Consider the following 22,524-nt stretch of genomic DNA (forward strand, 5'->3'; position numbering starts at 1 on the left):
AAGGACGATCCGGCGCGGCGAGCCGTCAGGCGCGGGCGGGCGCTGTGGGTTCGGTGCGCGGTCCGGGCGACGTGTGGGCGGCGAAGGAGGCGCGGTAGGCGCGCGGGCTGGTGGCGAGGCGCGCGGCGAAGTGCTGGCGCATCGTGATCTCGCTGCCGAAACCCGTACGGCGGGCGACCTCGGGCATGGGCAGGTCGGTGTGTTCGAGGAGCTTCTGGGCGGCGGCGATGCGCTGGTCCAGGAGCCAGCGCAGGGGCGTCGCGCCGGTGGCCGCGGCGAAGTGGCGGGCGAAGGAACGTGCCGACATGCCCGCGTGGGCGGCGAGGTCGGCGACGGCAAGCGGTTCGTGCAGGTGATGGAGGGCGTATTCGCGCACGGATGCGAGGGCGTCGGCGTCGCGGTCGGTGCGCGGGGTGGGGTGTTCGATGAACTGGGCCTGGGTTCCGGTACGGAAGGGGGCGGTGACCATTGAGCGGGCGATCGTCGCGGCCGCCTCGGCGCCGTGAGCCGTGCGGACCAAGTGCAGGCACAGGTCGATGCCGGCGGCCGTACCGGCGGCGGTCCAGATGCTGCCGTCCTCGATGAAGAGCGCGTCGGGTTCGACAGTGACGCGAGGGTGATGGGCGCGGAGCAGATCGACGAGGTTCCAGTGTGTGACCGCGCGGCGGCCATCGAGGAGGCCGGCCTGGGCGAGTGTGAAGGCGCCGCCGCACAGGGCGGCGATGGTGGTGCCGCGGACGTGTGCGCGGCGCAGGGCCTCGAGTACTGGTTCCGGGGCGCGGGTGAGATGGTCGTCCAGGCCGGGGACCAGGATCAGGTCGGCACGAGCCAGCCAGGCCAGCGTGCGGTCGGGGGTGAGGCTGAGACCCCCGCGCATGCGGACGGGCGTGGTGTCGGCGGCGACGCGGCGCAGGTCGAAGGCGGGGACGCCGCGGTCGGTGCGATCCGTGCCCCAGACCTCGGTGATGACCGAGACGTCGAAGGCTCGTACGCCCGGGAAGCTGACCAGGGCGACACGGTACGGGACGGGTTTGGCGGACACCGTGGCAGTAAACCATCGATCGCTGACTTGTGCACCTCTGGGGCCGAGTGGACCGGGGCGGCAGGATCGTGGGCATGAAGATTGCAGAGAGCGCAGCACTGGTCGTGGTGGACGTACAGAAGGGCTTCGATGAGCTGGACTTCTGGGGTCGGCGGAACAACCCGGAGGCTGACGAGAACATCGCCTCGCTCATCGACGCATGGCAGGCCACGGGGCGGCCGGTCGTCTTCGTCCGGCACGACTCGTCGAAGCCGGACTCGCCGCTGCGGCAGGGACAGGAGGGGAACGGCTTCAAGGAGTACGTCGAGCAGCGGCGCGGAAAGGGGGCCGCGGCGGAGCTGTTTGTGACGAAGACCGTCAATTCGGCCTTCTACGGGGCGCCGGACCTGGACGCGTGGTTCAGGGCTGAGGGCATCTCGCAGTTCGTGGTGGCCGGGATCCAGACCAATATGTGCGCGGAGACGACGGCACGGATGGGTGGAAACCTTGGGTACGAGGTGCTCTTCGCGCTGGACGCGACGTACACGTTCGACCTTGAGGGGCCGTTCGGCTGGCGGCGGACCGCGGACGAACTGGCGCAGGCATCGGCCGTGTCACTGCACGGCGGAGGCTTCGCGACGGTGGTGACGACCAAGGAGCTCGTGGCCGCAGCGGGCTGAACGCGGCCGCCCCCGCACACGGACGCATCGGCGAGACCGGGAGCGGCTCGCCCCGCCGGAGGGGGATCCGGCGGGGCGAGCGGTCACGCATGGGCAGGGGCCGTCGGCTCGGTTCCCGTCTGGGTGACGACCGAAGCCGCCACCTGTGCCGCGAACTCCAGCATGCCCACCGCACGGTCCTGGCTCAGCGTGCGATCCCAGCCGGCCCTGGTGCCGAGCCAGGCGAGGACGCCCGCCATGAAGGCGTCCCCGGCGCCGATGGTGTTGACCACATCGACCGGGACGGCCGGCACGGAGACGGGCGGACCGGCCGGGGTGTAGGCGGCGGCGCCGCGGGCGCCGCGTGTCATCACCACCAGGCGCCCGTCCCCGGCAAGCCTGCGGCAGCTCTCGTCCGGATCCCTGTCCGGCCACAGCCGCAGCAGATCCTCGTCGCTCGCCTTCACCACATGGGCCAGCGCGCACAGATCACGGAGCAGCCCCAGGCCCCGGCGCGGATCGATCGTGCGGTCCTCGCGCACATTGGGGTCCACCACCAGCAGCGAGTGCCGGGCGGCCGCCTGCGCGGTCGAGGCGACGGCCTGCGCCGCCGGTTCGACGACCGCGGCCAGGCCTCCCACGTACACCGCGCCGAAGCGGCCGACGTCCGCCGCCCGGTCCGGGAAACGGAAGGTCGCCGTGGACTGGAGGTGGAAGTGGTAGCCGGTCCCCGTCTCCCCCGGATCGGCGACCGCCAGTGCCGTGGGGAGGTCGGAGCGGGCGCAGCGGGTGAGGTCCACACCGGCGTCCGCCAACCGCCGTTCGATGCTCCGCGCGAAGCCGTCACCGCCGAGCGCTCCGGCGAAAGCGACAGGCGTGCCGAGGCGCGCGAGGCCGACCGCCACATTGGCGGGTGCGCCGCCGGGCTGCGCGCGCCTGACGTCCGGCTCGCTCTGCACGGGGACGAGATCGACGAGCGCTTCGCCCAGTACCAGGACTCCGTCGGGCCCGTCGCTCACGGCTCCACCACGATCTTGCGGCCGATGCCCGCCTTGAACCGGTCGATGGCCTCGGGGTACTGGTCCAGCGGCAGCCGGTCGCTGATGAAGACGGACGGGTCGAGCACCCCGGTCGCGAAGAGCGCGGCGGCCCGCTCATAGCTGTGCAGCACGGCCATGGAGCCGGTGATGGTGATCTCCTGGTTGTAGATCCGGTACGGCTCGATCACCGCGGTCGTCGCATAGTCGGCGACCCCGAACTGCAGGAAGGTGCCTCCCTTGGCGACCCGTCCGAGGCCGTCCTGGATGGCCCCCGCATTGCCGGTCGCGTCGATGACGAAGTCCCAGCCGCCCGGCTGCTCCAGCTCCTCGGCGGTGGCCGCCGAGCGGGAGCAGCCGAGCAGCGAGGCCGTCGCGAGACGGTCCGGATTGACGTCGAGGATGTCCACGCCCGCGGCGCCTGTGCGTTTGGCGAGCTCCAGCATCATCAGCCCCATGGTCCCCGAGCCGTAGATCAGCACCTTGGCGCCGAGGGTGCTGCTGTTGAGCACGTCGTATCCGCGGACCGCGCAGGACAGCGGCTCGATCAGCGCCGCGTCCCTGACGTCGATGTGGTCCGGCAGGCGTACGCAGTTCGCGACGGGGGCGACGGCGAACTCGGCCGCACCGCCGGGCACGGTGACGCCGATGGCGGCCCAGCGGTCGCAGAGGTTGCCGCGTCCCGCCCGGCAGTAGCGGCATTCATGACAGTGCAGGGACGGGTCGACCGCGACCTTGTCGCCGACGGCCAGTTCGGTGACCTCCCTCCCGATGCCCACGATCTCACCGGCGAACTCATGGCCGGGCAGGATCGGCAGCGTGGGCGCGAACTCGCCCTGCAGAATGTGCAGATCGGTGCCGCACAGACCGCACGAGGCCACCGAGACGACGACCTCCCGCGGTCCCGGGGTGGGGTCGGGAACCGTCGTGACGGAGACCTTGCCGGGGGCTTCGACGATCGCTGCCCTCATTTAACAGCTCCAAGGGAAAGGCCCTGGACGAGCTTGTCCTGGGCGGCGTAACCGGCGGCGAGCACCGGCAGGGACACAACGACGGACGCGGCGCACAGCTGGGCGAGGAACAGGCCCTGGCTGGTGACGAATCCGGTCAGATAGACGGGCGCGGTCTGGGCGACCACGCCGGTGAGCACGCGGGCGAAGAGCAGCTCGTTCCAGCTGAAGATGAAGCAGATCAGGGCGGTGGCCGCGATCCCGGGAGCGGCCACCGGCGCGACGACCCGGGCCAGCACGGTCGGCAGCCGGGCGCCGTCGACCTGCGCGGCTTCGATGATGGAGACGGGTACGTCCGCGAGGAAGGACTGCATCATCCAGACCGCGATCGGCAGATTCATCGAGGTGTAGAGAATGACGAGGAGCCAGATGTTGTCCAGCATCCCGGCGTTCTTCGCGAAGAGGTAGACGGGCAGCAGACCGGCGACGACCGGGAGCATCTTGGTGGACAGGAAGAAGAACATCACGTCCGTCCACTTGCGTACGCGCCGGATGGAGAGCGCGTACGCCGCCGGGAGGGCGAGGACGAGCACCAGCAGCGTGGAGAAGGCCGACGCGGTCAGGGAGTTGATCAGGGACGGCCAGGGGCTGGGGCCGCCGCCCGCGCCGAAGAACTCCCGGTAGCCGGCGAGGGTCAAGGGCGCGCCGAGCGAGGGCGGATTGGTCGCCGCGTCCGCCTCCGAGTGCAGTGAGGTCAGCAGCATCCATGCGGCCGGCAGACAGAACCCGATGCCCGCCACCCAGGCCAGCAGGCCGAGCGCTGCGGTGCGGCGCCTGGCCCGGCGCGCGGCGGGTGGCAGCAGTGTCGAAGGAGCCGGAGCGGCCGTGGTGGCGGTCATGCGCGGTTCCCCTCCTCACGGAAGAGGGACGAGACCACCCGGAGCGCGAATGTCGCGATGATCATCGTGCCGATCACCACGACGACTCCCGCGGCGGACGCCAGTCCGTACTCGTGGGCTTGGTAGAAGGTCTGGTAGATCGTGTACGGGAGGTTGGCGGTGCCGAGTCCTCCGGAGGTGATCGTGAACACCGCGTCGAAGTTCTGCACGATGTACACCGAGCCGAGCAGGACGCCCAGTTCGAGGTAGCGGCGCAGATGCGGCAGGGTCAGATAGCGGAAGGTCTGCCAGGCGCTCGCTCCGTCGAGGCGCGCCGCCTCCATCATCTCGGCGGGCCTGCTCTGCAGTCCCGCGAGCAGGATCAGCATCATGAACGGCGTCCACTGCCAGACGAGCGCCGCTTCGACGGCGATGAGCGGCATGCCGGATATCCAGTCGGGCTGGGCCGGGGACGTATCGCCGAACAGCTCGCCGATCCAGGTCAGTGCCCCGTTGAGCAGTCCGTACTCCGGGTTGTAGAGCGCGTGCTTCCACAGCAGCGCCGCGGAGACGGGCACGATCAGGAAGGGCGTGATGAGCAGGGTGCGCACCATGCCGCGGCCGAAGAAGGAGCGGTCGAGGAGCAGGGCGAGCAGCAGTCCGAGCACCACGGTGGCAACGACGACGCTTGCGGTGAGCAGGACGGTGGTGAGGACCGAGTCGCGCAGCTCGGGGTCGGTGACCACGGAGGTGTAGTTGGACGGTCCGGCGAAGCTGCGCGCGTCGGGGTTGAGGGAGTTCCAGTCGAAGAGCGAGATCACCAGCGTTGCCACGAACGGCAGTTGGGTGACCGCGATCAGGAAGACGAGGGCCGGCAGGAGCGGGGCCCGGGTGGCCCAGGCCCGTACGCCCCCCTTCCGCTTCTTCGGCTGCCGCGCCTGCTTCGACCGGACCTGAGGGTTCAGCGGCTGTGTGGTGACGGAGGCACTCACTGCTGCTCCTTGCCGACCTTCTCGGCCAGCTTCTGGGAGGCGGCCAGGGCCTGGTCGACGGACTGGCGGCCGGCGATGGCCGCGCTGATCTCCTGCGAGACCTTGGTGCCGAGGTCGGTGAACTCGGGGATGCCGACGAACTGGATTCCGGGCGCGGGGCGGGGCTGGGTGCCGGGGTTCTCCGGGTTGGCGCTCGCGATGGCCTTCTCGGTGATGTCCGCGAAGGCACCCGCGGCCTTGCGGTACTCCGGGTTGGCGTAGGTGGAGGCCCGCTTGCCCGCGGGCACATTGGCCCAGCCGCTCTTGCCGCCGACCAGTGCCTCGTACTTCTTGCTGGACGCCCAGGAGATGAACTTCCAGGCGCTGTCGGACTTCTTGGACGCCTTCTGCATGCCCCAGGCCCAGGTGTAGAGCCAGCCGGAGCTCTTGGTCTTCTCCACCGGCGCCGGTACGTATCCGATCTTGCCCTTCACCGGGGATCCGGCGGCCTCCAGGGAACCGGCTCCGGCCGTGGCGTCGTACCACATCGCGGTTTTGCCCTGGGTCATGTTGTTGAGGCACTCGGCGTACCCGGACTGGGCCGCGCCCGCCTCACCGTGCTTGCGCACGAGGTCGACGTAGAACTGGGTGGCCTTCTTGAACTCGGGGGAGGTGAGCTGCGCCTGCCAGTCCTTGGTGAACCAGGTACCGCCCATGGTGTTGACGACGGTGGTGAGCGGGGCGATGACCTCGCCCCAGCCGGGGAGCCCGCGCAGACAGATGCCCTTCATGCCGCTCTCGGCGCCGTCCGCCTTGGCCGCGAGATCGGCCACCTGCTGCCAGGTGGGCTGCGCCGGCATCGTCAGCCCCTTCCTCGCCAGGACGTCCTTGCGGTACATGAGGAAGGACGACTCGCCGTAGAAGGGCTCGGCGTAGAGCTTTCCGTCCTTGGCGGTGAGCGAATCCCGCAGCGGCTTGAGGATGTCCTCCTGGTCGAAGGCGGAGTCCTTCGCCGCGTACTCGCCGAGCTCGTGCAGCCAGCCGTTCTTGGCGTAGAACGGCACCTCGAAGTTGCTGATGGTGGCGACGTCGTACTGGCCCGCCTGGTTGGAGAAGTCCTGGCTGATCTTGTCGCGGACGTCGTTCTCCGGGAGCACGGTGAAGTTGACCTTGATGCCGGTCTCCTTGGTGAAGTTGTCCGCGGTCAGCTTCTGCAGCTCGACCATCTGCGGGTTGTTCACCATGAGTACGTTCACCGCCTCGCCCCCGCCGGAGGAGGAGGCACCTGCTCCGCTGCACCCCGCGAGCAGGGCCATGGCGGCCGTGCCCGCCCCCACACTCAGGCGGATCCCACGTGGTCGTCGCTGGAGGGGCATGATTTCTCCTGATCGGTCGTAGCGGCTCGGTGATCGGTGGTTCAGGGCATGACGGCCCTGCCTCGGCCGGGCTGCTGGGTATCAATGCACTTATGGAGTACGCCAGTTGGGCACCGAGGGCGGGTCGGGGTCAGACGCGGATGATCTGGGGGCCGAGGAGGGAGTAGCGCTGCGCCTCGGCCGAGGGCAGGCCCACGTCGGTGACGATCGCCTCGAAGTCGCCGACGTCGGCGAAGCGGCAGAAGCTCGCCGCGCCGAACTTCGTATGGATTCCGGCGAAGACCCGTCGGCGGGCACTGCGCATGGCCTGTGCCTTGACCTCGCTGACCGCGGGGTCGGGTGTGGTCAGTCCGTGTTCACGGGAGATGCCGTTCGCGCCGACGTACGCCAGATCGATGACGAAGTCGGCAAGCATCCGGGTGGCCCAGTGGTCGACCGTGGCCATGGTGCCGCCGCGGACACGTCCGCCGAGCAGCAGCACCGAGGTCTTCTCGGCGTCGGCGAGGACGGTCGCCACCGCCAGGGAAGCGGTGACGACGGTCAGTGGCCGGTCCCGCGGCAGCGCTTCGGCGACGAGCTGCGGGGTGAAGCCCTCGTCGACGAAGACCGTCTCGGCGTCACCGAGCAGATCGGCGGCGGCCGCCGCGATCCGGGACTTCTGCGGCACATGACGGGTGGTGCGTACGGCGAGCGTGGTCTCGAAGCCGGCGGACTCGACGGGGTAGGCCCCGCCGTGCGTACGCCGGACCAGTCCGTGCTCCTCCAGGGTGTGCAGATCCCGCCTGATGGTCTCCTTGGCCACCCGGAACTGGTCGGAGAGCCGGTTGACGTCGACCGACCCGTCCCGCCGGGCCGTCTCGAGAATTCCTCGTCGGCGTTCCTCGGTGTCCACGGCACACTTCCTTGCTTCTGCTTCTGCTTCTGCTTCTGCTGGTGCTGCGAGCCCGGCGCGTCCGTTCGGGCTCATGCGTCGTTTGTACAAGCAGGCACGGCCGCTCGACCAGGCTCTTCGCTGGATCTGCTGTGCCCGAATCTGCCCGTTTCAGCGAAGCCGTCGGCGCTGGTCGGGCACCATCGGGCCGGAAACGGGGTGGACGGAGCTGCCCGCTTCCCGCCCTGACGGCATCCGAACCCTGCCCGCGGGCGGACACTTGAGCCGTGGCGCGATGTGGCCGGCCCGGAATGCGGAACAATCCGGAGGGCTTGAGGATCAATGAATGGCTGGCTCCGCCCGTACGTATGTGCAGAGGCGGAGATGGATTTTCCGACGGACATCCAGGAGCACACGTATGAGTGGAACAGCCCAGATCGGCGTCACGGGGCTCGCGGTGATGGGCCGCAACCTCGCCCGTAACTTCGCCCGCAACGGCTTCACGGTGGCCGTGCACAACCGGACAGCGGCGAAGACGCGGGCGCTGGTCGAGGAGTTCGGTCACGAGGGCACCTTCGTGCCCGCCGAGTCGGCCGAGGAGTTCGTCGCGGCCCTGGAGCGCCCGCGCCGCCTGGTCATCATGGTCAAGGCGGGCGATCCGACGGACGCCGTGATCCAGGAGTTCGCGCCGCTGCTGGAGGAGGGCGACGTCATCATCGACGGCGGCAACGCCCACTTCGCCGACACCGTCCGCCGCGAGAAGGAGCTGCGGGATCGCGGCATCCACTTCGTGGGCGCGGGCATCTCGGGCGGCGAGGAGGGTGCGCTGCACGGGCCGAGCATCATGCCGGGCGGGTCCCCCGAGTCGTACGCTTCCCTGGCCCCGCTGCTGGAGAAGATCGCCGCGAAGGCCCCCGACGGCACGCCCACCGTCGCGCACATCGGCCCGGACGGCGCCGGTCACTTCGTGAAGATGGTGCACAACGGCATCGAGTACGCCGATATGCAGCTGATCGCCGAGGCGTACCACCTGCTGCGCGCGGTCGCGGGCTACTCCCCCGCGCAGATCGCCGAGACCTTCCGCACCTGGAACACCGGACGGCTCGACTCGTATCTGATCGAGATCACGGCCGAGGTGCTGGCCCATACGGACGCGGCGACCGGAAAGCCCTTTGTCGACATCGTCGCCGACCAGGCGGAGCAGAAGGGAACGGGCCGCTGGACGGTGCAGATCGCGCTCGATCTGGGTGTGCCGGTCTCCGGTATCGCGGAGGCGGTCTTCGCGCGCTCACTGTCGGGCCACGCCGAGCTGCGCAACGCCTCGCGCGCCCTGCCGGGCCCGACGGCCGAGCCGCTGAACGAGGCCGAGGCCGCGCGATTCGCCGACCAGGTCGAGCAGGCGCTGTACGCATCCAAGATCGTTTCGTACACCCAGGGCTTCCACCAGATCCAGGCGGGCAGCGACGCGTACGACTGGGACATCGACCTCGGCACGGTCGCCGCGATCTGGCGGGCCGGCTGCATCATCCGGGCGGCGTTCCTGGACCGGATCCGCGGCGCGTACGACGCACAGCGCGACCTGCCGAGCCTGCTGTCGGACAAGCAGTTCGCCGAGGAGATCGGCACGGCACAGGACGACTGGCGCGAAGTGATCGCGTCGGCCGCCCGGCAGGGCGTCCCGACGCCGGGCTTCTCGGCGGCCCTCGCGTACTACGACGCGCTGCGCGCCGAGCGGCTGCCCGCGGCGCTCACCCAGGGCCAGCGCGACTTCTTCGGCGCGCACACCTACCGGCGGACCGACCGGGAGGGTTCGTTCCACACCCTCTGGGGCGGCGACCGCTCGGAGGTGCGCACCGACTGATCCGCGGCTGCGCCGGGCGGGTCAACGGCGGGCGGTCAGCCCGCCGGTCCCGGCGCGGGCTCCGGCTCCGGTACGGGGTCGGGGCTCGGGCCCGGCGGCGTCGGGATGGGGTCCGGCGCGGGTCCCGGCGGGGGCGAGGGCGTCGGCACCGGGCCCGGCAGCGGGCCAGGATCGGGTCCGGGCGGGCCCGGCGTCGGGATGGGCGAAGGGGGGACGGGCGGCTGGGTCATGCCAGACCTCCAGAGGTACGGAGTCGCGTTCCCAATGTCTCCCGTTGCGCGTGCCCACGCGCGCCGGGTCCACGCGTCATGATCCGGACGAGACCACCTCGGCGGCCGCCCGCAGCCCTTGCCGAGGACTGGAGAGGACCGGGACAGCCGTCCTCGTACGGTCGGCGGCGTCCGCCATCGAGGCCTGGGCCAGAACGATGACATCCGCCTCGCGCACCGCGTCGACGGCGGCGGCCACCGTGTTCAGAAAGCCGTCGCGGTCGCCCGCCTCGAAGCGCTCCCAGGCGCCGTCGACGAGCAGCGTGCGCAGGTCGACGTGCCGGCCCGCGGCCTCTTCCCGGATCAGCGCGGCTGTCGGCTCCAGGGTGCTGTGCACGGTCGCGGCCACGACGACGCGACGCTTCCCGGCCGCCGCCGCGGCCATCGGACGGTCGACCCGCAGCACCGGTACGCCCAGTTCGGCGGCGCATGCCTCGGCGACGCCGCCGATGGTGGAGCAGGTGCACAGCACCGCGGTCGCACCCTCGGCGACGGCTCCGGCCAGCACGGCGGCGACCGTGGAGGTGACCGCCGCGGGGCCGTCCTCGCGAGCCCTTGCCAGTAGCTCCTCGTGGACGAGGTGACGCAGCGCGAGCCCCGGGTGGTCCTCGTCCCGCAGGGTCTCGAAGACGGGGACATGGACCGGGGAGGTGTGCAGCAGCGCCAGCATGACAGGGATGCTAACGCCGCTGCGGGAGTCACCGGAGCTGGGGATTCGCCTTCAGCTGCTCCTGCGCGGCCCGCACCAGTTCGGCCGGGGCCGCGGGGGCCTCGTCGGGGTGGCGGAGGGCCCACTCGGCGGCGTACGGGCACAGCGGTACGACGGGCACGCCCTCACGCGCCGCCATCGCGTAGAACTCCCGCACCAGCGCGCCCCCGATGCCCTTGCCCTCGTACTCCGGCTCCACCACGGTGTGGACGGCGACCAGGGCGGCCGGGGTCGCGTAGAGGGTGAAGTAGACGATGCGGCCGGTGACCTGGCCGTCCTCGTACGCCTCGAGGAGTCCTGCCGGACGGTTGTCGCGGATATCGGGATCTGCCACGGCAGGTGCCTCCTTCGGGCGGGCCGGACGGCGGACGACGCTCCGCGAATCAGACGGCGGCGTGCGGGCTGCGTTCCGTACGGCTGCCGGGCACGGGCGCGGAGGCGTCCGAGCCGAGGGCGACGATCCGGTTCTCCGCGTCGACATGGACGACGCTGGGCACCAGGCTGCGCGCCTCGGCGTCGTCGACCTGGGCGTAGCTGATCAGGATCACCAGATCGCCGGGGTGCACAAGGTGGGCGGCCGCGCCGTTGATGCCGATGACTCCGGAGCCGCGCTCGCCCTCGATGACATACGTCTCCAGCCGGGCGCCGTTGGTGACGTCAACGATGTGGACGAGCTCGCCGGGGAGCAGATCGGCGGCTTCCATCAGCGCGGCGTCGACGGTGACGGAGCCGACGTAGTGCAGATCGGCCTGGGTCACGGTGGCCCGGTGGATCTTGGACTTGAATACTGTACGAAACACGAAGAAACTCCCGATTCGTCTGCTCCCTGCCTGCTATTGCAGGTCAAGGGCGGTCTTCGGAGGTTACATCGTTTCGCATGTTCGGTCAGCTGTCGCCAGGTGTTCGAGGACTCACGCTGACCCGTTGCTGACTTTTCTGATGCCGCGCGAGACGACGAGAGCCGGCCAGGTCAGGTCATGTCCTCTGTCACGGGGTACGGCACGAAGGTGCTGGTGTTCTGGTCGATCCGCAGCGGGTGGCCGAGAGGTGGTGCGGCGCGCTGGGGGCAGTCGAGGCGTTCGCAGACGCGGCAGCCCATGCCGATGTGGGTGGCGGCGGAGACATTGGTGAGATCGAGGCCGTCGGCGTAGACGAGGCGGTGGGCGTGGCGGATCTCGCAGCCGAGGCCGATGGCGAAGGTCTTGCCGGGTTCGCCCCAGCCGCCGCGGTGCCGGGTGACGGCACGCCCGGTCCACAAGCAGCGCTGTACCTCGGGCATTTCGGCGATCTGGAGGTGGATGCGGCCGGGGCGCATGCGGTGGGCGATCGGGCCATGATCGGTCGGTAGCCCGGGCTCTGACGTGTGCGTCGAGACCATGCCGACCAACCGCACCGTGCAGGCCGTCGCCCCCCGTCGCGACGGCAGCGGTGACGGACACTGGTCCGGCACCGCTTGCTCGGTGGGGTCTCAGGCCGCGGTGGTCCCGCCGCCCGCCGCTGCGCCGCTCTGGGCGAGCGTTACCGCCGCATCGGCCGCCGCCGCGGCAGGAAGAAGGCCCTGGTCGCGGTCGGCCGCTCTCTCCTGGTCGTGATCTGGCACCTGCTCTCGACCCCGGACACCCGCTTCCGCGACCCGGGATCCGACTACTACGACACCCGCATCGACCCCGAACGCCGCAAGCGCAACCACATCCGCCAACTCGAGGCCCTTGGCTTCACCGTCATCCTGGAGCCCGCCACATAACGAGGGCACGGCTCGGCCCGTCGGTACTTCGCTCACAGGCCGCTGACGCGCGCCTCGCGGTCGGTCCATTTTCGGATGAGCGAATCTCCCATTCCGACGACGAGCGGGGGGCGCGCCATCCTGTCAACTCCTTCAGAGCATCTCCAGGGGCGTGGGCCCGCTGGGCGGCGGGAACGCCTCGTCGAGGGCGTCGAGCGCCTCGGTAGGAAGGTGGAGGTCCACCGCGCCGCGGTTCTCCCGAACGTGGTCGGGTGATCCGGAACGCGGGATCGCGGCCACTCCCTGTTCCAGCGCCCAGGCGAGTGCCACCTGGGTCGGCGTGGCTCCGAGGGCCCGGGCCACGGCACCCAGTGCCTCGACCTTCAGGAGCCGCCCCTGCTCGATCGGCGAGTAGGCCATGACCGTCACCCCGGCCTCGCGGCACCAGGGGAGCAGGTCCCACTCGATGCCGCGCCGGGAGAGGTTGTACAGCACCTGGTCGACGGCCACGGCGTCGCCGCCGGCGAGAGTGGTCAGTTCGACCATGTCGGCGATGTCCAGATTGCTCACGCCCCAGTAACGGATCTTGTCCGCCTCCATCAGGTCGGTGAATCCCGCAAGGGTCTCCTCGAGCGGCCACCGTCCCCGCCAGTGCAGCAGGTAGAGGTCCAGCCGTTCCGCACGGAGCCGCCGCAGGCTGCCCTCGCAGGCGGCGACGGTGCCTTTCCGGTCGGCGTGGCCGGGCAGCACCTTGCTGACGAGGAAGACCTCCTCCCGGCGCCCCCGGAGGGCCTCCCCGACGAGCTCCTCGGCTGCGCCGTCGCCGTACATCTCCGCCGTGTCGACGACGGTCATGCCCAGGTCCACGCCCAGCCGCAGCGCGGTGATCTCCTGGGCACGCCGGGCCGGGTCCTCGCCCAGGTACCAGGTGCCCTGCCCGAGCGCCGCGATCTCCTCACCGGAGGGGAGTGCGATCGTTCTGGCCGATCCCGCAGACATCTCGTGCCTCCCGTCTGCCGCGGATCCGTGTCACGCGCACACCCGTACAGAGTGCCCAGGTCTGCGCCTCCCAGGCAACCGGTGTCGCATGCGCCGCAGGGAGGTCAGGAGGGGCGAGCGGACTGCGCCGAGAGCGTGCCGGGACCGGGTGCGCGGTCGCGCAGCGCGACGGCGACCGACACAACGGCGCCGCAGGAGAGGACCGCCGCGAAGCCGATCATCGCGGTCTGCACGGCGAAGTGCCGCAGGGCGATGCTGAACAGGACGGAGGGCAGGCCCATTCCCAGGTACGCGACGACGAAGAACACGGCGAGGACCCCCGCGCGTGAGGCGGGCTCGGCCACTGAAACGGCACGTTCGACGCCTCCCTTGAACAGCAGCCCGGAGCCGGCTCCCGACAGGGACACGGCGACCAGATAGAGCCAGAGCGCCGGGTGGTACAGGGCGACGGCGCACAGGACCAGGCCCACCGGGAAGACCACTGCCCCCACGGTCAGGACCCGGGGCAGTGGGAGACGTCCCAGCACCAGCTGGGCGGCCGCCGCGGAACCGAACATGAGGAAGGCCGCCAGGCCGACCACGAGGTGCGAGTCGGTGTGCAGGGTGCCGTGGAGCACGCTCGCCCCGAGGGAGGAGATCAGGCCGAGGATCGCGAAGGCGAAGGCGCCCAGCGCGCCGGCCGCGCCGAACGTCCGCCGGCCGCCGGGGCGCAGGACGAACCTGCTGGGCGGTTCGACCGCGGGCAGCTCCAGGTCCACGGTCTCCGGGGTGCACAGCACCAGCGCCAGGCACACTGCCATGGCGAGCGTGAAGATCGCCTGGGCGGTGATCAGGGGCGTGGGAAGCCACTCGGCGGCGGCTCCGGCGACCAGGGGCCCTGAGGCCAGGCCGCCGAGGTTGGCGGCGGTCGCCACGATCCCGGGCAGCACCGAACCCGCCCGTTCCGGACGGGCCTCGTGGTGGAGGTCGTGCAGGTACGTCGTCGCGGTCGAGGCCATCAGCCCCAGTCCGACACCGTTCAGGATCCTGCCCGCTATCAGCCCCGGCAGGTCCCGCCACACCATCAGTACGACCGACGCGACGATGCCGACCAGCAGCGCGGGGACGATGATGCGCCGCCGGCCGAGCCGGTCCGACAGGTGTCCCAGTCCGAGGAAGGCGGCCGCTGCGCCCACGACCATCGAGGCGTACGCCACCGTGACCGTGGTCGCGCCGAAGTGGTCCCTGGCCTCGTACAGCGGCCACAGCGGGGTCGGCGCGGTGCCGAAGGCCATCAGCACGGTGAAGGCCACCGCCACGAACCAGAAGCCGGTCGCGTGCGAGGCACGGCGCCGGGCGGGGGCGCGGGGCGGCAGGTCGGCGGGAGCGGGTGCTGGGATCCGGTGGGTCGGGTCGCCGGGAGTGTCGGCTGTGGGACGGCTCAGCGGCGTCGGAACGGCAGGCAGGGGTACCCCTCCTTGGGCGGAATTGGATGGCGCTTTCCATCCTCCTCACCAGCCAGGATCAATGCCAACGAATGTTTTTGCTTGGCTCGAGCAATGTGAGTGATACTTCTCGTGTGGAGCTACGTCAGCTGGAGCACTTCATCGCGGTCGCCGAGGAGCTGAGTTTCACGCGTGCCGCCCGTCGGCTGCACGTGGTGCAGTCCGGGGTGTCCGCCGCGATCCGCTCCCTGGAGCGCGAGCTCGGCTGCGCGCTGTTCGAGCGCACGTCGCAGCAGGTCCGGCTCACCGGGGCGGGCGCGGCGCTGCTGCCGGAGGCTCGGGCCACCCTGCACGCCGCCCAGGCGGCCCAGGACGCCGTGCGCGCCGCACAGGACACGCTGCGCGGCACGGTGAACGTGGGCGCCATGGCCTCGGTCGAGGTGGTGGACCTGCCTGCGCTCCTCGGGCAGCTGCACGCGCGGCATCCGGCGATCGACGTCCGGCTGCGGCTGGCGACGACCGGCTCGGCCGGACTGGCGCACGCGCTGCTCAGCGGGGACCTGGACGTGGCCTTCCTGTCGCTGCCCGAGCACAAGCCCGCCGGGATCGACGCACGGGAGCTGGCCACCGTGCCGCTCGTCCTGGTGGTGAGCGCCGCCCATCCGCTCGCGCAGCGGGGGGAGGTGGCACTTGCGGACCTCGCGGGGGAGCCCTTCGTGGACTTCCCGCCGGGCTACGGCAACCGCGAGGTGGTCGACCGGGCGTTCGCGGCGGCGGGCGTCGTACGCCGGGTGGCCCTGGAAGTGCCCGACATCGACATGGGGGCGGCACTGGTCCGGCACGGTCTGGGCATCGCCTTCCTGCCCGCGTTCGCCGTTGCCCGCACCCCCGGCCTGCACGTCCTGGACGTCCACGGCACCATGCTCCGCTGGAGCATGCATCTCGGCACGTCGTCGACCCGGCGGCCCAGCTCGGCCCTGCGGGCGCTGCTCGAGCTGGTCGACCTCCACGTCATCGCCCTGTGACGCCCGGGCCGCGGCCCGGGCGTCACCCGTCGGTGGTGTCCGGCCCCCTGCGTCCGCCTCGCTCCGGCCGCGCATCTGCCGCAGCATCCGCTGACGCTCACGCTGCCGTCGTCCATAGGCGGCGTCGGACACCTTCTCGTCCCCTTCGAGGCTGGTGCCGAAGGCTCCGCCGATCATCGCGATGGCGGTGATGAACCAGGCCAGGAAGAGGTAGTCGCCGACGCCGACCTGCCGTCCGATGAACTTACGCAGGACGGACGCGTCCAGCAGCAGGAAGGAGACGGCGACCAGAGTCGCGAACAGGGCCGTGGCCAGCACCACCACCGCGAGCGCGATGGTGACCAAGGTGACCAGGTTGTAGGGGTACAGGGGATGGTGCCGTGCGGGGAGATGGGCGCCGCGCTCCCAGAGCTGGTGGTCGACGATGATCCACAGGGTGAGCGCGACGGCGGACACAGCGGTGATGACGGCAAGCTGCACGGCGCCGAGTGCGGTGGCGAGGTTCCGGGTGGCGCTGTTGATGAACAGGACCGTAGCCGTGGCGAACACGCCCGCCAGGGCCCGGGAGAGGGAGCCGAACAGCCGCCGGGGGCGGTTGGCGTACACCCTGCCGGCGACGAGTCGGGTGTGGCCGCGCAGGCCGGGCACGACGTAGCGCTGGGGCTGCTCGGGGCCGGGACGGGTGTCCGGTACCGGTTCGCGCGGCGGGCGGCCGATCACCTCAGGGTGCCTGGGCGTCTCCTCGTGCGGACCAGCTCTCGGACGACATCCACGACGGCCTGCCGCACCTGGCGCCGAAGGCGGCGGACCCCAAGGGCGGGAAGGGAGATGAGAGCGGCCCGGAGCGCGGTGTCGACCTCGACGCTGATCGGGTAGAGCCGGGCCCGCCGCGGAAGGTCGGTGAGAAAGATCGCCACGTCCCATTCGGCACCGTCCAGGTGGCTTCTGACGGCCTCGGCGGTGTCGGAGACGTCGGCCTGCTCGCTCACGCTGAGCGGGGCGGTCGTCGTGTCGACCTGCCATCTGACCCGAGCACGGACTGCCCGGCGGAGATGGTCGGGTAACCGGGGGGCGAGAGCCCGGGCGATCTCCGACGGCAGGCCGGGGTCGGCCACCAGCACGACGCGCACGGATCTGCCGGAGGACGTCTCGGGCACGTCAGCCGTCGTGACCACACCTTCGTGTGCGCCTCACGCCATGGCGGCCGCGAGGTACCAGCGGTCCGCGGGTGTCACCCACCGTGCCGGCCGTCCCCGGCGCACACGCAGCGTGCGGGCCGCTGGCCGCCGTGGCGCGGTCGGCGTGCCGAAGGATCCGGGGTCACCCGGCGGATTCGAGGGCCTGGGAGAAGTCCGTTCCGAGCTGCGACATCAGGTCGTTGAACTCCTTCTCGCTGATCGCCTCCCGGAGCACGGCCAGTACGGTCCGCACACCCCGGTCGGCTTCCTCCTCCTTGAGCATGGTGCGTTCGGCCACGCGCCGCACGCTGTCGTGGTGGCCGAAGCGCTCGATGCGGTCCGTGGTTCCCCGGCGCACCGCCTCCGCGAGGCCCTCGGGGAGCTCGGTGATCAGGTCCCTGGCTTCCCCCGGGCTCAGCCGGTGGGCCAGCGTCTCGAGCGTGGCCCAGGTCAGGTCCGCCGCCTCCTGCCGGCTCAGTCCGGTGCGCTCGGCGACGGTACGGAGGAATTCCTTCTCATCCATGCGTCGTACCCCTTCGCTGCTGTGTTGCGACGAACGGCGCGGCCCCCCTGCAAGCCTGCCACGCCGACCCGGCCCGCGCCCGCGCACGGACGGCGGTGACCACGACCACCCACAGCTTGACGCCTCCGTTCACCGTGGTGTGCAGGGTCCAACGGCAGTGCCATGTACGAGGACAGCAGCGAGTCGCGGCCGAACAGGGCCATGAACCAGGGGGCACCTGCGGCGACCGCCGTGTGTTCGGGGTGCCGCGGGTCGAAGATGCGCAGCGCGCCCAGGTCCTCCGGGCTCCGCCGCAGCGTCCTGTGCAGTTCCGGGTCCTCGATGTCGGTGATGCGCGGGGCGCTCTCGCGCCAGGCACACAGGCGGCGCGCCGGCCCGGACTCGCCGGGCTCCGCCCCCGGGTGGAAGAGGCCGCCGGCCTCCTCGCCCTCGACGCTGGGGCGGACCAGGACGGTGGTGTGCCATTCGCCGCGCGCCGAAGTACCGACGGGCCGAGCCGTGCCCTCGTTATGTGGCGGGCTCCAGGATGACGGTGAAGCCAAGGGCCTCGAGTTGGCGGATGTGGTTGCGCTTGCGGCGTTCGGGGTCGATGCGGGTGTCGTAGTAGTCGGATCCCGGGTCGCGGAAGCGGGTGTCCGGGGTCGAGAGCAGGTGCCAGATCACGACCAGGAGAGAGCGGCCGACCGCGACCAGGGCCTTCTTCCTGCCGCGGCGGCGGCCGATGCGGCGGTAACGCTCGACCAGGAAGGTGTCGGTCTTGCCGGCGGCGGTGGCGCAGTTGCCCAGGACTCGGGCCAGGTAGGAGTTGCCGTGGCCGGGGTTGCCCCGGCCCTTCTTCTTCCCTGCGGACTCCTTGACGCTGGGCGCGAACTTCGCCCAGGAGGCGAGGTGGGCGGCGGTGGGGAAGCGCGTCATGTCCAGCCCGATCTCGGCGGTGATCACGCGGGCGGCAATCGGGTTGATGCCGGGGATCTCGCTCAGCCGGGCGATGGCGTCGGCGTAGGGAGCGACCTCGGCGCCGATCCGTGTGTCCAGTGCGGTGATGTCGGCGTCGATGGCGTCGATGCGGCCGAGCATCTTGGTGAGCAGGAACGCGTGGTGGTCGGTGAACTTGCCGGTGAACGCCTCCTCCAGCGCGGTGAGCTTGGCGCGCAGGCGCTGGCGGGCGTACTGGGCCAGGATCTTGGGGTCACGCTCGCCGGCGATGAGCGCGGCGAGCATGTCCCGGCCCGACGAGCCGAAGACGTCGCTGGCCACGGTGCTGAGCTTGATCTGGGCGTCCTCCAGGAGCTTCTCCACGCGTTGCTTCTCGCTGGTGCGTGCCGCCACCAGGTCGGTGCGATATCGAGTGAGGTCCTGTAACGCGCGGATCTCGCGGGGCGGCACGAAGCTGGGGCGGATCATCTGCCGCTCGGCGATCTTGGCCAGCCAGACCGCGTCGAGTTTGTCAGTCTTGGGACGCCCCGGCAGGTGCTTGACGTCCTTCGCGTTGACCAGCCACGCCTCGAAGCCGGCCGCCTCCAGGATGTAGAACGCGGGCCGCCAGCAGTCGGACGTGGCCTCCATCACCACCCGGGTCACCCCCAGGCAGCGCAGATGGTCCGACATCCCCAGCAGGGAGCGGGTCATCGTCGGATAGGTCACGACCTCCTGCATGCGCCGCCCCGGCGACCCATCGCGGGGAACCCGGGTGCAGCACACGACCTCAGCCTTGCCGATGTCAAGCGCGGCCACCCGCTCGATGATCTCTTCCGTGTCCTGAGTCTCTTCGAGCACCAGTGCCTCCTCGGTTCCCGGGCAGCTGCTGCCTGTGGGAGCCAAAGGGCTGATGGGAAGTCTCATCCTCGTGCTCGAAGCAACATTGAAGGCGCCCGTTGGCTGACTCCCCGCGCCCGGCTCATGAACGATCTCGAAGGTCACAGACATCACGGCGTCAACAGGCAGCAACCGCAACCATTTTCCGCCCGGAACGGGCGTCGCCGCAGGGGATCCGGTGGACTCATGAGACACCTCGCAGTCTCATGAGACACCTCGCAGTCTGGAGAAGGGCGGCTACCGCTGCCTGCCCTTCAACCCGACCCCTGCACCGAGCCCGGTCTTGTTCCAGTCTCGGCTGGGTGCCCTAATACCTCGCGAGCGATATCCGCCACAAGCTGGAACGCAGCATGGCGACGCGCGCGACCCTGCGCCCCGAACCCGGCTGACCGGTGCTCAGCCCCTCGCGCCGTCGTCAGGAGCGCGCGAGCCGGGCCGCGAGATAGGGCGCGGTGGCGCTGCGGCGGGCCCTCGCCACCTTGGCCGGCGGGCCCGCCGCGACCACCCGCCCGCCCGCGTCGCCGCCGCCCGGCCCGAGGTCGATGACCCAGTCGGCGGTGGCGATCGTGTCCAGGTCGTGCTCGACGAGGACGACCGTGTTGCCGGCGTCGACGAGCCGGTGCAGCTGTCGCAGCAGCAGCGCGATGTCCGAGGGGTGCAGCCCCGCCGTCGGCTCGTCGAGCAGGTAGAGCGCGTGCCCGCGGCGGGCTCGCTGCAGTTCGGTGGCCAGTTTGATGCGTTGCGCCTCACCACCGCTGAGTTCCGTCGCGGGCTGGCCCAGCCGCAGGTACCCCAGTCCCACCTCGCGCAACGTCTCCAGACTGCGGGAGGCGGCCGGGACGGGGGACAGGAACTTGGCGGCGGCGTCGACGGACAGCGCCAGTACTTCCGCGATGTTCTTGCCGCGGTAGGTGACTTCCAGCGTTTCGGCGTTGTACCGGGCGCCCTGGCAGGTCGGGCACGGCGCGTAGGTGCCGGGCAGGAACAGCAGTTCCACCGCGACGAATCCTTCGCCCTGGCAGGTCTCGCACCGCCCTTCGGGCACGTTGAAGGAGAACCGCCCGGCCGAGTAGCCGCGCGCCCTGGCCTCGTCCGTCGCCGCGTACAGCTTGCGCACCGCGTCGAACATCCCCGTGTACGTGGCCAGGTTGGACCGGGGAGTTCGGCCGATGGGCCGTTGGTCGACCCGGACCAGCCGGTCGAACGACTCGACCCCCGACGCGTCCTGGACGTCGACCTCCAGCTGCGCCTCGTCGGGCTCCTCGGGTACGAATCCGAGATGGCCGCGGACGACCTCGGCGAGCACCTGCGTCACCAGCGTCGACTTTCCGGAACCGGACACGCCCGTCACCGCCGTCAGTACACAGAGCGGTACGTCGACGGACACGTCGTGCAGATTGTGGCGGGAGACGCCGCTCAGGTGCAGCCAGCCATGCGGTGTGCGCGGGCTGTGATCGAGCGGCTGGGCACGCCCGAACAGGTACTGGCTCGTGGCCGACTCCCCGACCCGCTCAAGACCGGCGACCGGGCCGCTGTACAGCACGCGTCCGCCGCCCTCACCCGCGCCGGGGCCGATGTCGACCACCCAGTCTGCCCGCCGTACGACGTCCATGTCGTGCTCCACGACGAACAGCGAGTTGCCCGCCGCCTTGAGGCGGTCCAGCACGTCCAGCAGCGGTTCCGCGTCAGCCGGGTGCAGGCCCGCGGAGGGTTCGTCGAGAACGTAGACGACGCCGAACAGCCCCGAGCGCAGCTGGGTGGCGATCCGCAGGCGCTGCGCCTCGCCGGGCGACAGGGTCGTCGAGCGGCGCCCGAGGCTGAGATATCCGAGGCCCAGGTCGAGCAGTACGTCGACCCGCGCGACCAGATCGCCGCAGATCCGGACCGCGACCTCGGTCGTCTCCCCGGATCGGGCGGTCGACGTGGTGGCGTCGGCCTCGGACCGCCCCGCGACGGGCCGCAGCAGCGCCACGACCTCGGTGAGCGGCATCGCGTTGATCTCGGCGATGGAACGTCCGGCGAAGGTCACGGCGAGCGCCTCGGGCCGCAGTCCGCTGCCGTGACACTCGGGGCAGGGCACACTCCTGACGAACCGGAGCGCCCGTTCGCGCATCTTCTCGCTCTTGGAGTCGGCGAGGACGTGCATGACGTGCTTGCGGGCGCTCCAGAACTTGCCCTGGTAGCCGTAGTCGACGCGGTCCTCCTCCGGCTCGATGTACACGGAGGGCTGCTCGTCCGTGTACAGCAGCCAGTCCCGGTCCTTCTTCCTGAGCCTGCGCCACGGTCGGTCGATGTCGATCCCCAGGCCGCTCACGACACTGCGCAGGTTGGCGCCCTGCCAGGCGCCCGGCCAGGCGGCGATCGCCCCCTCGCGGATGCTCAGCGAGGGGTCCGGGACGAGCAGGTCCTCGGCGACGTCGTGCACGACGCCCAGTCCGTGGCACTCCGGGCAGGCGCCGGCCGCGGTGTTGGGTGAGAACGACTCGGCTTCCAGCCGTGCGGCCCCGGGCGGATAGGTGCCGGCGCGGGAGTACAGCATGCGTAGCAGATTGGACAGCGTGGTGATGGTGCCGACCGTCGAACGCGAGCTGGGCGACCCGCGTCGCTGCTGCAGGGCCACGGCGGGTGGCAGTCCGGTGATTTCCTGCACGTGCGGTGCGCCGACCTGTTGCAACAGCCTTCGGGCGTACGGTGCTACGGACTCGAAGTAGCGCCGCTGGGCCTCCGCGTAGAGCGTGCCGAACGCGAGCGAGGACTTGCCCGAACCGGAGACGCCGGTGAAGGCGACCATCGCGTCCCGCGGAACGTCGACGTCGATGTTCCGCAGGTTGTTCTCACTGGCGCCCCGGACATGCACGAAGGGGTCGGTCGCCTCCTTGTTCACCGTTCCTGATTACCTGATCGCGCCGGGAACCGCGCGACAGGCGCCGTCACCGGGCCCGCTCACACGAGCATCCGGAGAGTCCCGGTATGAGCCGCTCCCAGGGAACATTCGAGGGTGCTTCACCGTTGGTCCGTGTGTGGGCGTGAAGGGAACTGTGTCCCCGGGCCTCACCTCTTGCCCATGAGGACGATCGTTCGGCTGAAGCCTTATGGAGCCCCCGCCGCGAGGCGACCGCCCTTCGCGCCCACTCTCGATCGGCCCCGGCTGGGGATCCCCCGAACCAGTCGGGGCCTTCGTCTGACCCCTGCCGGCACCCTTCGGCGAACGCGGTGGTTCGCCTCCCGGTAGCGC

The 22,524-nt window shown here is 70.7% G+C and carries 21 protein-coding genes and 1 pseudogene; 4 read left to right on the forward strand and 18 right to left on the reverse strand.

Annotation, left to right across the window (positions count from 1 at the left end; genetic code table 11):
- Nucleotides 1-25: 25 nt before the first annotated feature.
- Nucleotides 26-1,042 carry a GlxA family transcriptional regulator gene (locus ACFWDI_RS27375; RefSeq protein ID WP_385307700.1) on the reverse strand — a complete coding sequence of 339 codons (1,017 nt, stop codon included), beginning with the start codon at nt 1,040-1,042 and terminating at the stop codon, nt 26-28.
- Between the two features lie 74 nt (nt 1,043-1,116).
- Between ACFWDI_RS27375 and ACFWDI_RS27380 the strand changes: the two genes are divergently transcribed.
- Nucleotides 1,117-1,701: a cysteine hydrolase family protein gene (locus tag ACFWDI_RS27380; protein WP_385307701.1), complete on the forward strand. Its 585-nt coding sequence runs from the start codon at nt 1,117-1,119 to the stop codon at nt 1,699-1,701.
- A gap of 83 nt (nt 1,702-1,784) precedes the next feature.
- Here the strand turns inward: ACFWDI_RS27380 and ACFWDI_RS27385 are convergent, their stop codons facing one another.
- The 6 genes from ACFWDI_RS27385 to ACFWDI_RS27410 form a co-directional block, all read right to left on the reverse strand.
- Nucleotides 1,785-2,699: a PfkB family carbohydrate kinase gene (locus ACFWDI_RS27385; RefSeq protein WP_385307702.1), complete on the reverse strand. Its 915-nt coding sequence runs from the start codon at nt 2,697-2,699 to the stop codon at nt 1,785-1,787.
- Complete coding sequence (locus ACFWDI_RS27390; RefSeq protein ID WP_362683211.1) at nt 2,696-3,688, reverse strand: zinc-dependent alcohol dehydrogenase family protein; 993 nt, start codon at nt 3,686-3,688, stop codon at nt 2,696-2,698. The genes ACFWDI_RS27385 and ACFWDI_RS27390 overlap by 4 nt, the downstream gene beginning before the upstream one ends.
- Nucleotides 3,685-4,566, reverse strand: coding sequence for a carbohydrate ABC transporter permease (locus tag ACFWDI_RS27395; protein WP_385307703.1), 882 nt, complete (start codon nt 4,564-4,566; stop codon nt 3,685-3,687). The genes ACFWDI_RS27390 and ACFWDI_RS27395 overlap by 4 nt, the downstream gene beginning before the upstream one ends.
- Nucleotides 4,563-5,510 carry a carbohydrate ABC transporter permease gene (locus ACFWDI_RS27400; RefSeq protein WP_385307745.1) on the reverse strand — a complete coding sequence of 316 codons (948 nt, stop codon included), beginning with the start codon at nt 5,508-5,510 and terminating at the stop codon, nt 4,563-4,565. Before ACFWDI_RS27400 ends, ACFWDI_RS27395 begins: the two co-directional genes overlap by 4 nt.
- Before the next feature lie 23 nt (nt 5,511-5,533).
- Nucleotides 5,534-6,892, reverse strand: coding sequence for an ABC transporter substrate-binding protein (locus ACFWDI_RS27405; RefSeq protein WP_385307704.1), 1,359 nt, complete (start codon nt 6,890-6,892; stop codon nt 5,534-5,536).
- 130 nt (nt 6,893-7,022) lie between these two features.
- Nucleotides 7,023-7,784: a DeoR/GlpR family DNA-binding transcription regulator gene (locus ACFWDI_RS27410; RefSeq protein WP_385307705.1), complete on the reverse strand. Its 762-nt coding sequence runs from the start codon at nt 7,782-7,784 to the stop codon at nt 7,023-7,025.
- A gap of 397 nt (nt 7,785-8,181) precedes the next feature.
- Here ACFWDI_RS27410 and gndA point away from each other — a divergent pair, with 397 nt between their 5' ends.
- Nucleotides 8,182-9,624, forward strand: coding sequence for an NADP-dependent phosphogluconate dehydrogenase (gndA, locus tag ACFWDI_RS27415; protein ID WP_385307706.1), 1,443 nt, complete (start codon nt 8,182-8,184; stop codon nt 9,622-9,624).
- 306 nt (nt 9,625-9,930) lie between these two features.
- Here the strand turns inward: gndA and ACFWDI_RS27420 are convergent, their stop codons facing one another.
- From ACFWDI_RS27420 to ACFWDI_RS27435, 4 genes and pseudogenes are all read right to left on the reverse strand, one after another.
- On the reverse strand, nt 9,931-10,563 hold the full coding sequence (locus tag ACFWDI_RS27420; protein ID WP_385307708.1) for an aspartate/glutamate racemase family protein: 633 nt from the start codon (nt 10,561-10,563) through the stop codon (nt 9,931-9,933).
- A gap of 28 nt (nt 10,564-10,591) precedes the next feature.
- Nucleotides 10,592-10,936 carry a GNAT family N-acetyltransferase gene (locus ACFWDI_RS27425; RefSeq protein WP_385307710.1) on the reverse strand — a complete coding sequence of 115 codons (345 nt, stop codon included), beginning with the start codon at nt 10,934-10,936 and terminating at the stop codon, nt 10,592-10,594.
- 49 nt (nt 10,937-10,985) lie between these two features.
- A complete protein-coding gene (panD, locus tag ACFWDI_RS27430) occupies nt 10,986-11,402 on the reverse strand; it encodes an aspartate 1-decarboxylase (RefSeq protein ID WP_385307711.1) in 417 nt (138 codons plus the stop codon).
- A 170-nt stretch (nt 11,403-11,572) separates the two neighbouring features.
- A pseudogene (locus ACFWDI_RS27435) lies at nt 11,573-11,911 on the reverse strand (short-chain fatty acyl-CoA regulator family protein); the annotation flags it as partial.
- A gap of 144 nt (nt 11,912-12,055) precedes the next feature.
- Between ACFWDI_RS27435 and ACFWDI_RS27440 the strand changes: the two are divergent.
- On the forward strand, nt 12,056-12,346 hold the full coding sequence (locus tag ACFWDI_RS27440) for a hypothetical protein (protein ID WP_385307713.1): 291 nt from the start codon (nt 12,056-12,058) through the stop codon (nt 12,344-12,346).
- Nucleotides 12,347-12,478: 132 nt separating this feature from the next.
- On the opposite strand, the gene ACFWDI_RS27445 is transcribed toward ACFWDI_RS27440, so the two are convergent.
- Together ACFWDI_RS27445 and ACFWDI_RS27450 are read right to left on the reverse strand one after the other, a co-directional pair.
- Complete coding sequence (locus tag ACFWDI_RS27445; RefSeq protein WP_385307715.1) at nt 12,479-13,324, reverse strand: aldo/keto reductase; 846 nt, start codon at nt 13,322-13,324, stop codon at nt 12,479-12,481.
- Between the two features lie 104 nt (nt 13,325-13,428).
- A complete protein-coding gene (locus ACFWDI_RS27450; protein WP_385307717.1) occupies nt 13,429-14,616 on the reverse strand; it encodes an MFS transporter in 1,188 nt (395 codons plus the stop codon).
- Between the two features lie 266 nt (nt 14,617-14,882).
- Between ACFWDI_RS27450 and ACFWDI_RS27455 the strand changes: the two genes are divergently transcribed.
- Nucleotides 14,883-15,773, forward strand: coding sequence for a LysR family transcriptional regulator (locus ACFWDI_RS27455; RefSeq protein ID WP_354885081.1), 891 nt, complete (start codon nt 14,883-14,885; stop codon nt 15,771-15,773).
- Between the two features lie 716 nt (nt 15,774-16,489).
- On the opposite strand, the gene ACFWDI_RS27460 is transcribed toward ACFWDI_RS27455, so the two are convergent.
- The 5 genes from ACFWDI_RS27460 to uvrA all read right to left on the reverse strand — a co-directional run bounded on the left by ACFWDI_RS27460 (nt 16,490) and on the right by uvrA (nt 22,173).
- Nucleotides 16,490-16,930, reverse strand: a complete 441-nt coding sequence (locus ACFWDI_RS27460) for a hypothetical protein (protein ID WP_385307719.1) — start codon at nt 16,928-16,930, stop codon at nt 16,490-16,492.
- 163 nt (nt 16,931-17,093) lie between these two features.
- Nucleotides 17,094-17,474 (reverse strand): DUF2267 domain-containing protein, encoded by a 381-nt coding sequence (locus ACFWDI_RS27465; protein ID WP_385307720.1) that lies wholly within the window; start codon nt 17,472-17,474, stop codon nt 17,094-17,096.
- Nucleotides 17,426-18,016: a hypothetical protein gene (locus ACFWDI_RS27470; protein WP_385307722.1), complete on the reverse strand. Its 591-nt coding sequence runs from the start codon at nt 18,014-18,016 to the stop codon at nt 17,426-17,428. The genes ACFWDI_RS27465 and ACFWDI_RS27470 overlap by 49 nt, the downstream gene beginning before the upstream one ends.
- Nucleotides 17,982-19,250, reverse strand: a complete 1,269-nt coding sequence (locus ACFWDI_RS27475) for an IS110 family transposase (protein ID WP_385307724.1) — start codon at nt 19,248-19,250, stop codon at nt 17,982-17,984. Before ACFWDI_RS27475 ends, ACFWDI_RS27470 begins: the two co-directional genes overlap by 35 nt.
- A 454-nt stretch (nt 19,251-19,704) precedes the next feature.
- Nucleotides 19,705-22,173, reverse strand: coding sequence for an excinuclease ABC subunit UvrA (gene uvrA / locus ACFWDI_RS27480; protein ID WP_385307726.1), 2,469 nt, complete (start codon nt 22,171-22,173; stop codon nt 19,705-19,707).
- Between the last annotated feature and the right edge of the window lie 351 nt (nt 22,174-22,524).

The organism is Streptomyces sp. NPDC060064 (assembly GCF_042736455.1).
Taxonomy (GTDB): Bacteria; Actinomycetota; Actinomycetes; order Streptomycetales; family Streptomycetaceae; genus Streptomyces.

Excerpts from the sequence above, each read along its gene's own strand:
- ACFWDI_RS27465 (WP_385307720.1), bottom strand. The coding sequence starts at position 17,474 with ATGGATGAGAAGGAATTCCTCCGTACCGTCGCCGAGCGCACCGGACTG.
- ACFWDI_RS27420 (WP_385307708.1), bottom strand. The coding sequence starts at position 10,563 with ATGCTGGCGCTGCTGCACACCTCCCCGGTCCATGTCCCCGTCTTCGAG.
- ACFWDI_RS27380 (WP_385307701.1), top strand. The coding sequence starts at position 1,117 with ATGAAGATTGCAGAGAGCGCAGCACTGGTCGTGGTGGACGTACAGAAG.
- ACFWDI_RS27445 (WP_385307715.1), bottom strand. The coding sequence starts at position 13,324 with ATGTCTGCGGGATCGGCCAGAACGATCGCACTCCCCTCCGGTGAGGAG.
- ACFWDI_RS27395 (WP_385307703.1), bottom strand. The coding sequence starts at position 4,566 with ATGACCGCCACCACGGCCGCTCCGGCTCCTTCGACACTGCTGCCACCC.
- gndA (WP_385307706.1), top strand. The coding sequence starts at position 8,182 with ATGAGTGGAACAGCCCAGATCGGCGTCACGGGGCTCGCGGTGATGGGC.
- ACFWDI_RS27390 (WP_362683211.1), bottom strand. The coding sequence starts at position 3,688 with ATGAGGGCAGCGATCGTCGAAGCCCCCGGCAAGGTCTCCGTCACGACG.
- ACFWDI_RS27405 (WP_385307704.1), bottom strand. The coding sequence starts at position 6,892 with ATGCCCCTCCAGCGACGACCACGTGGGATCCGCCTGAGTGTGGGGGCG.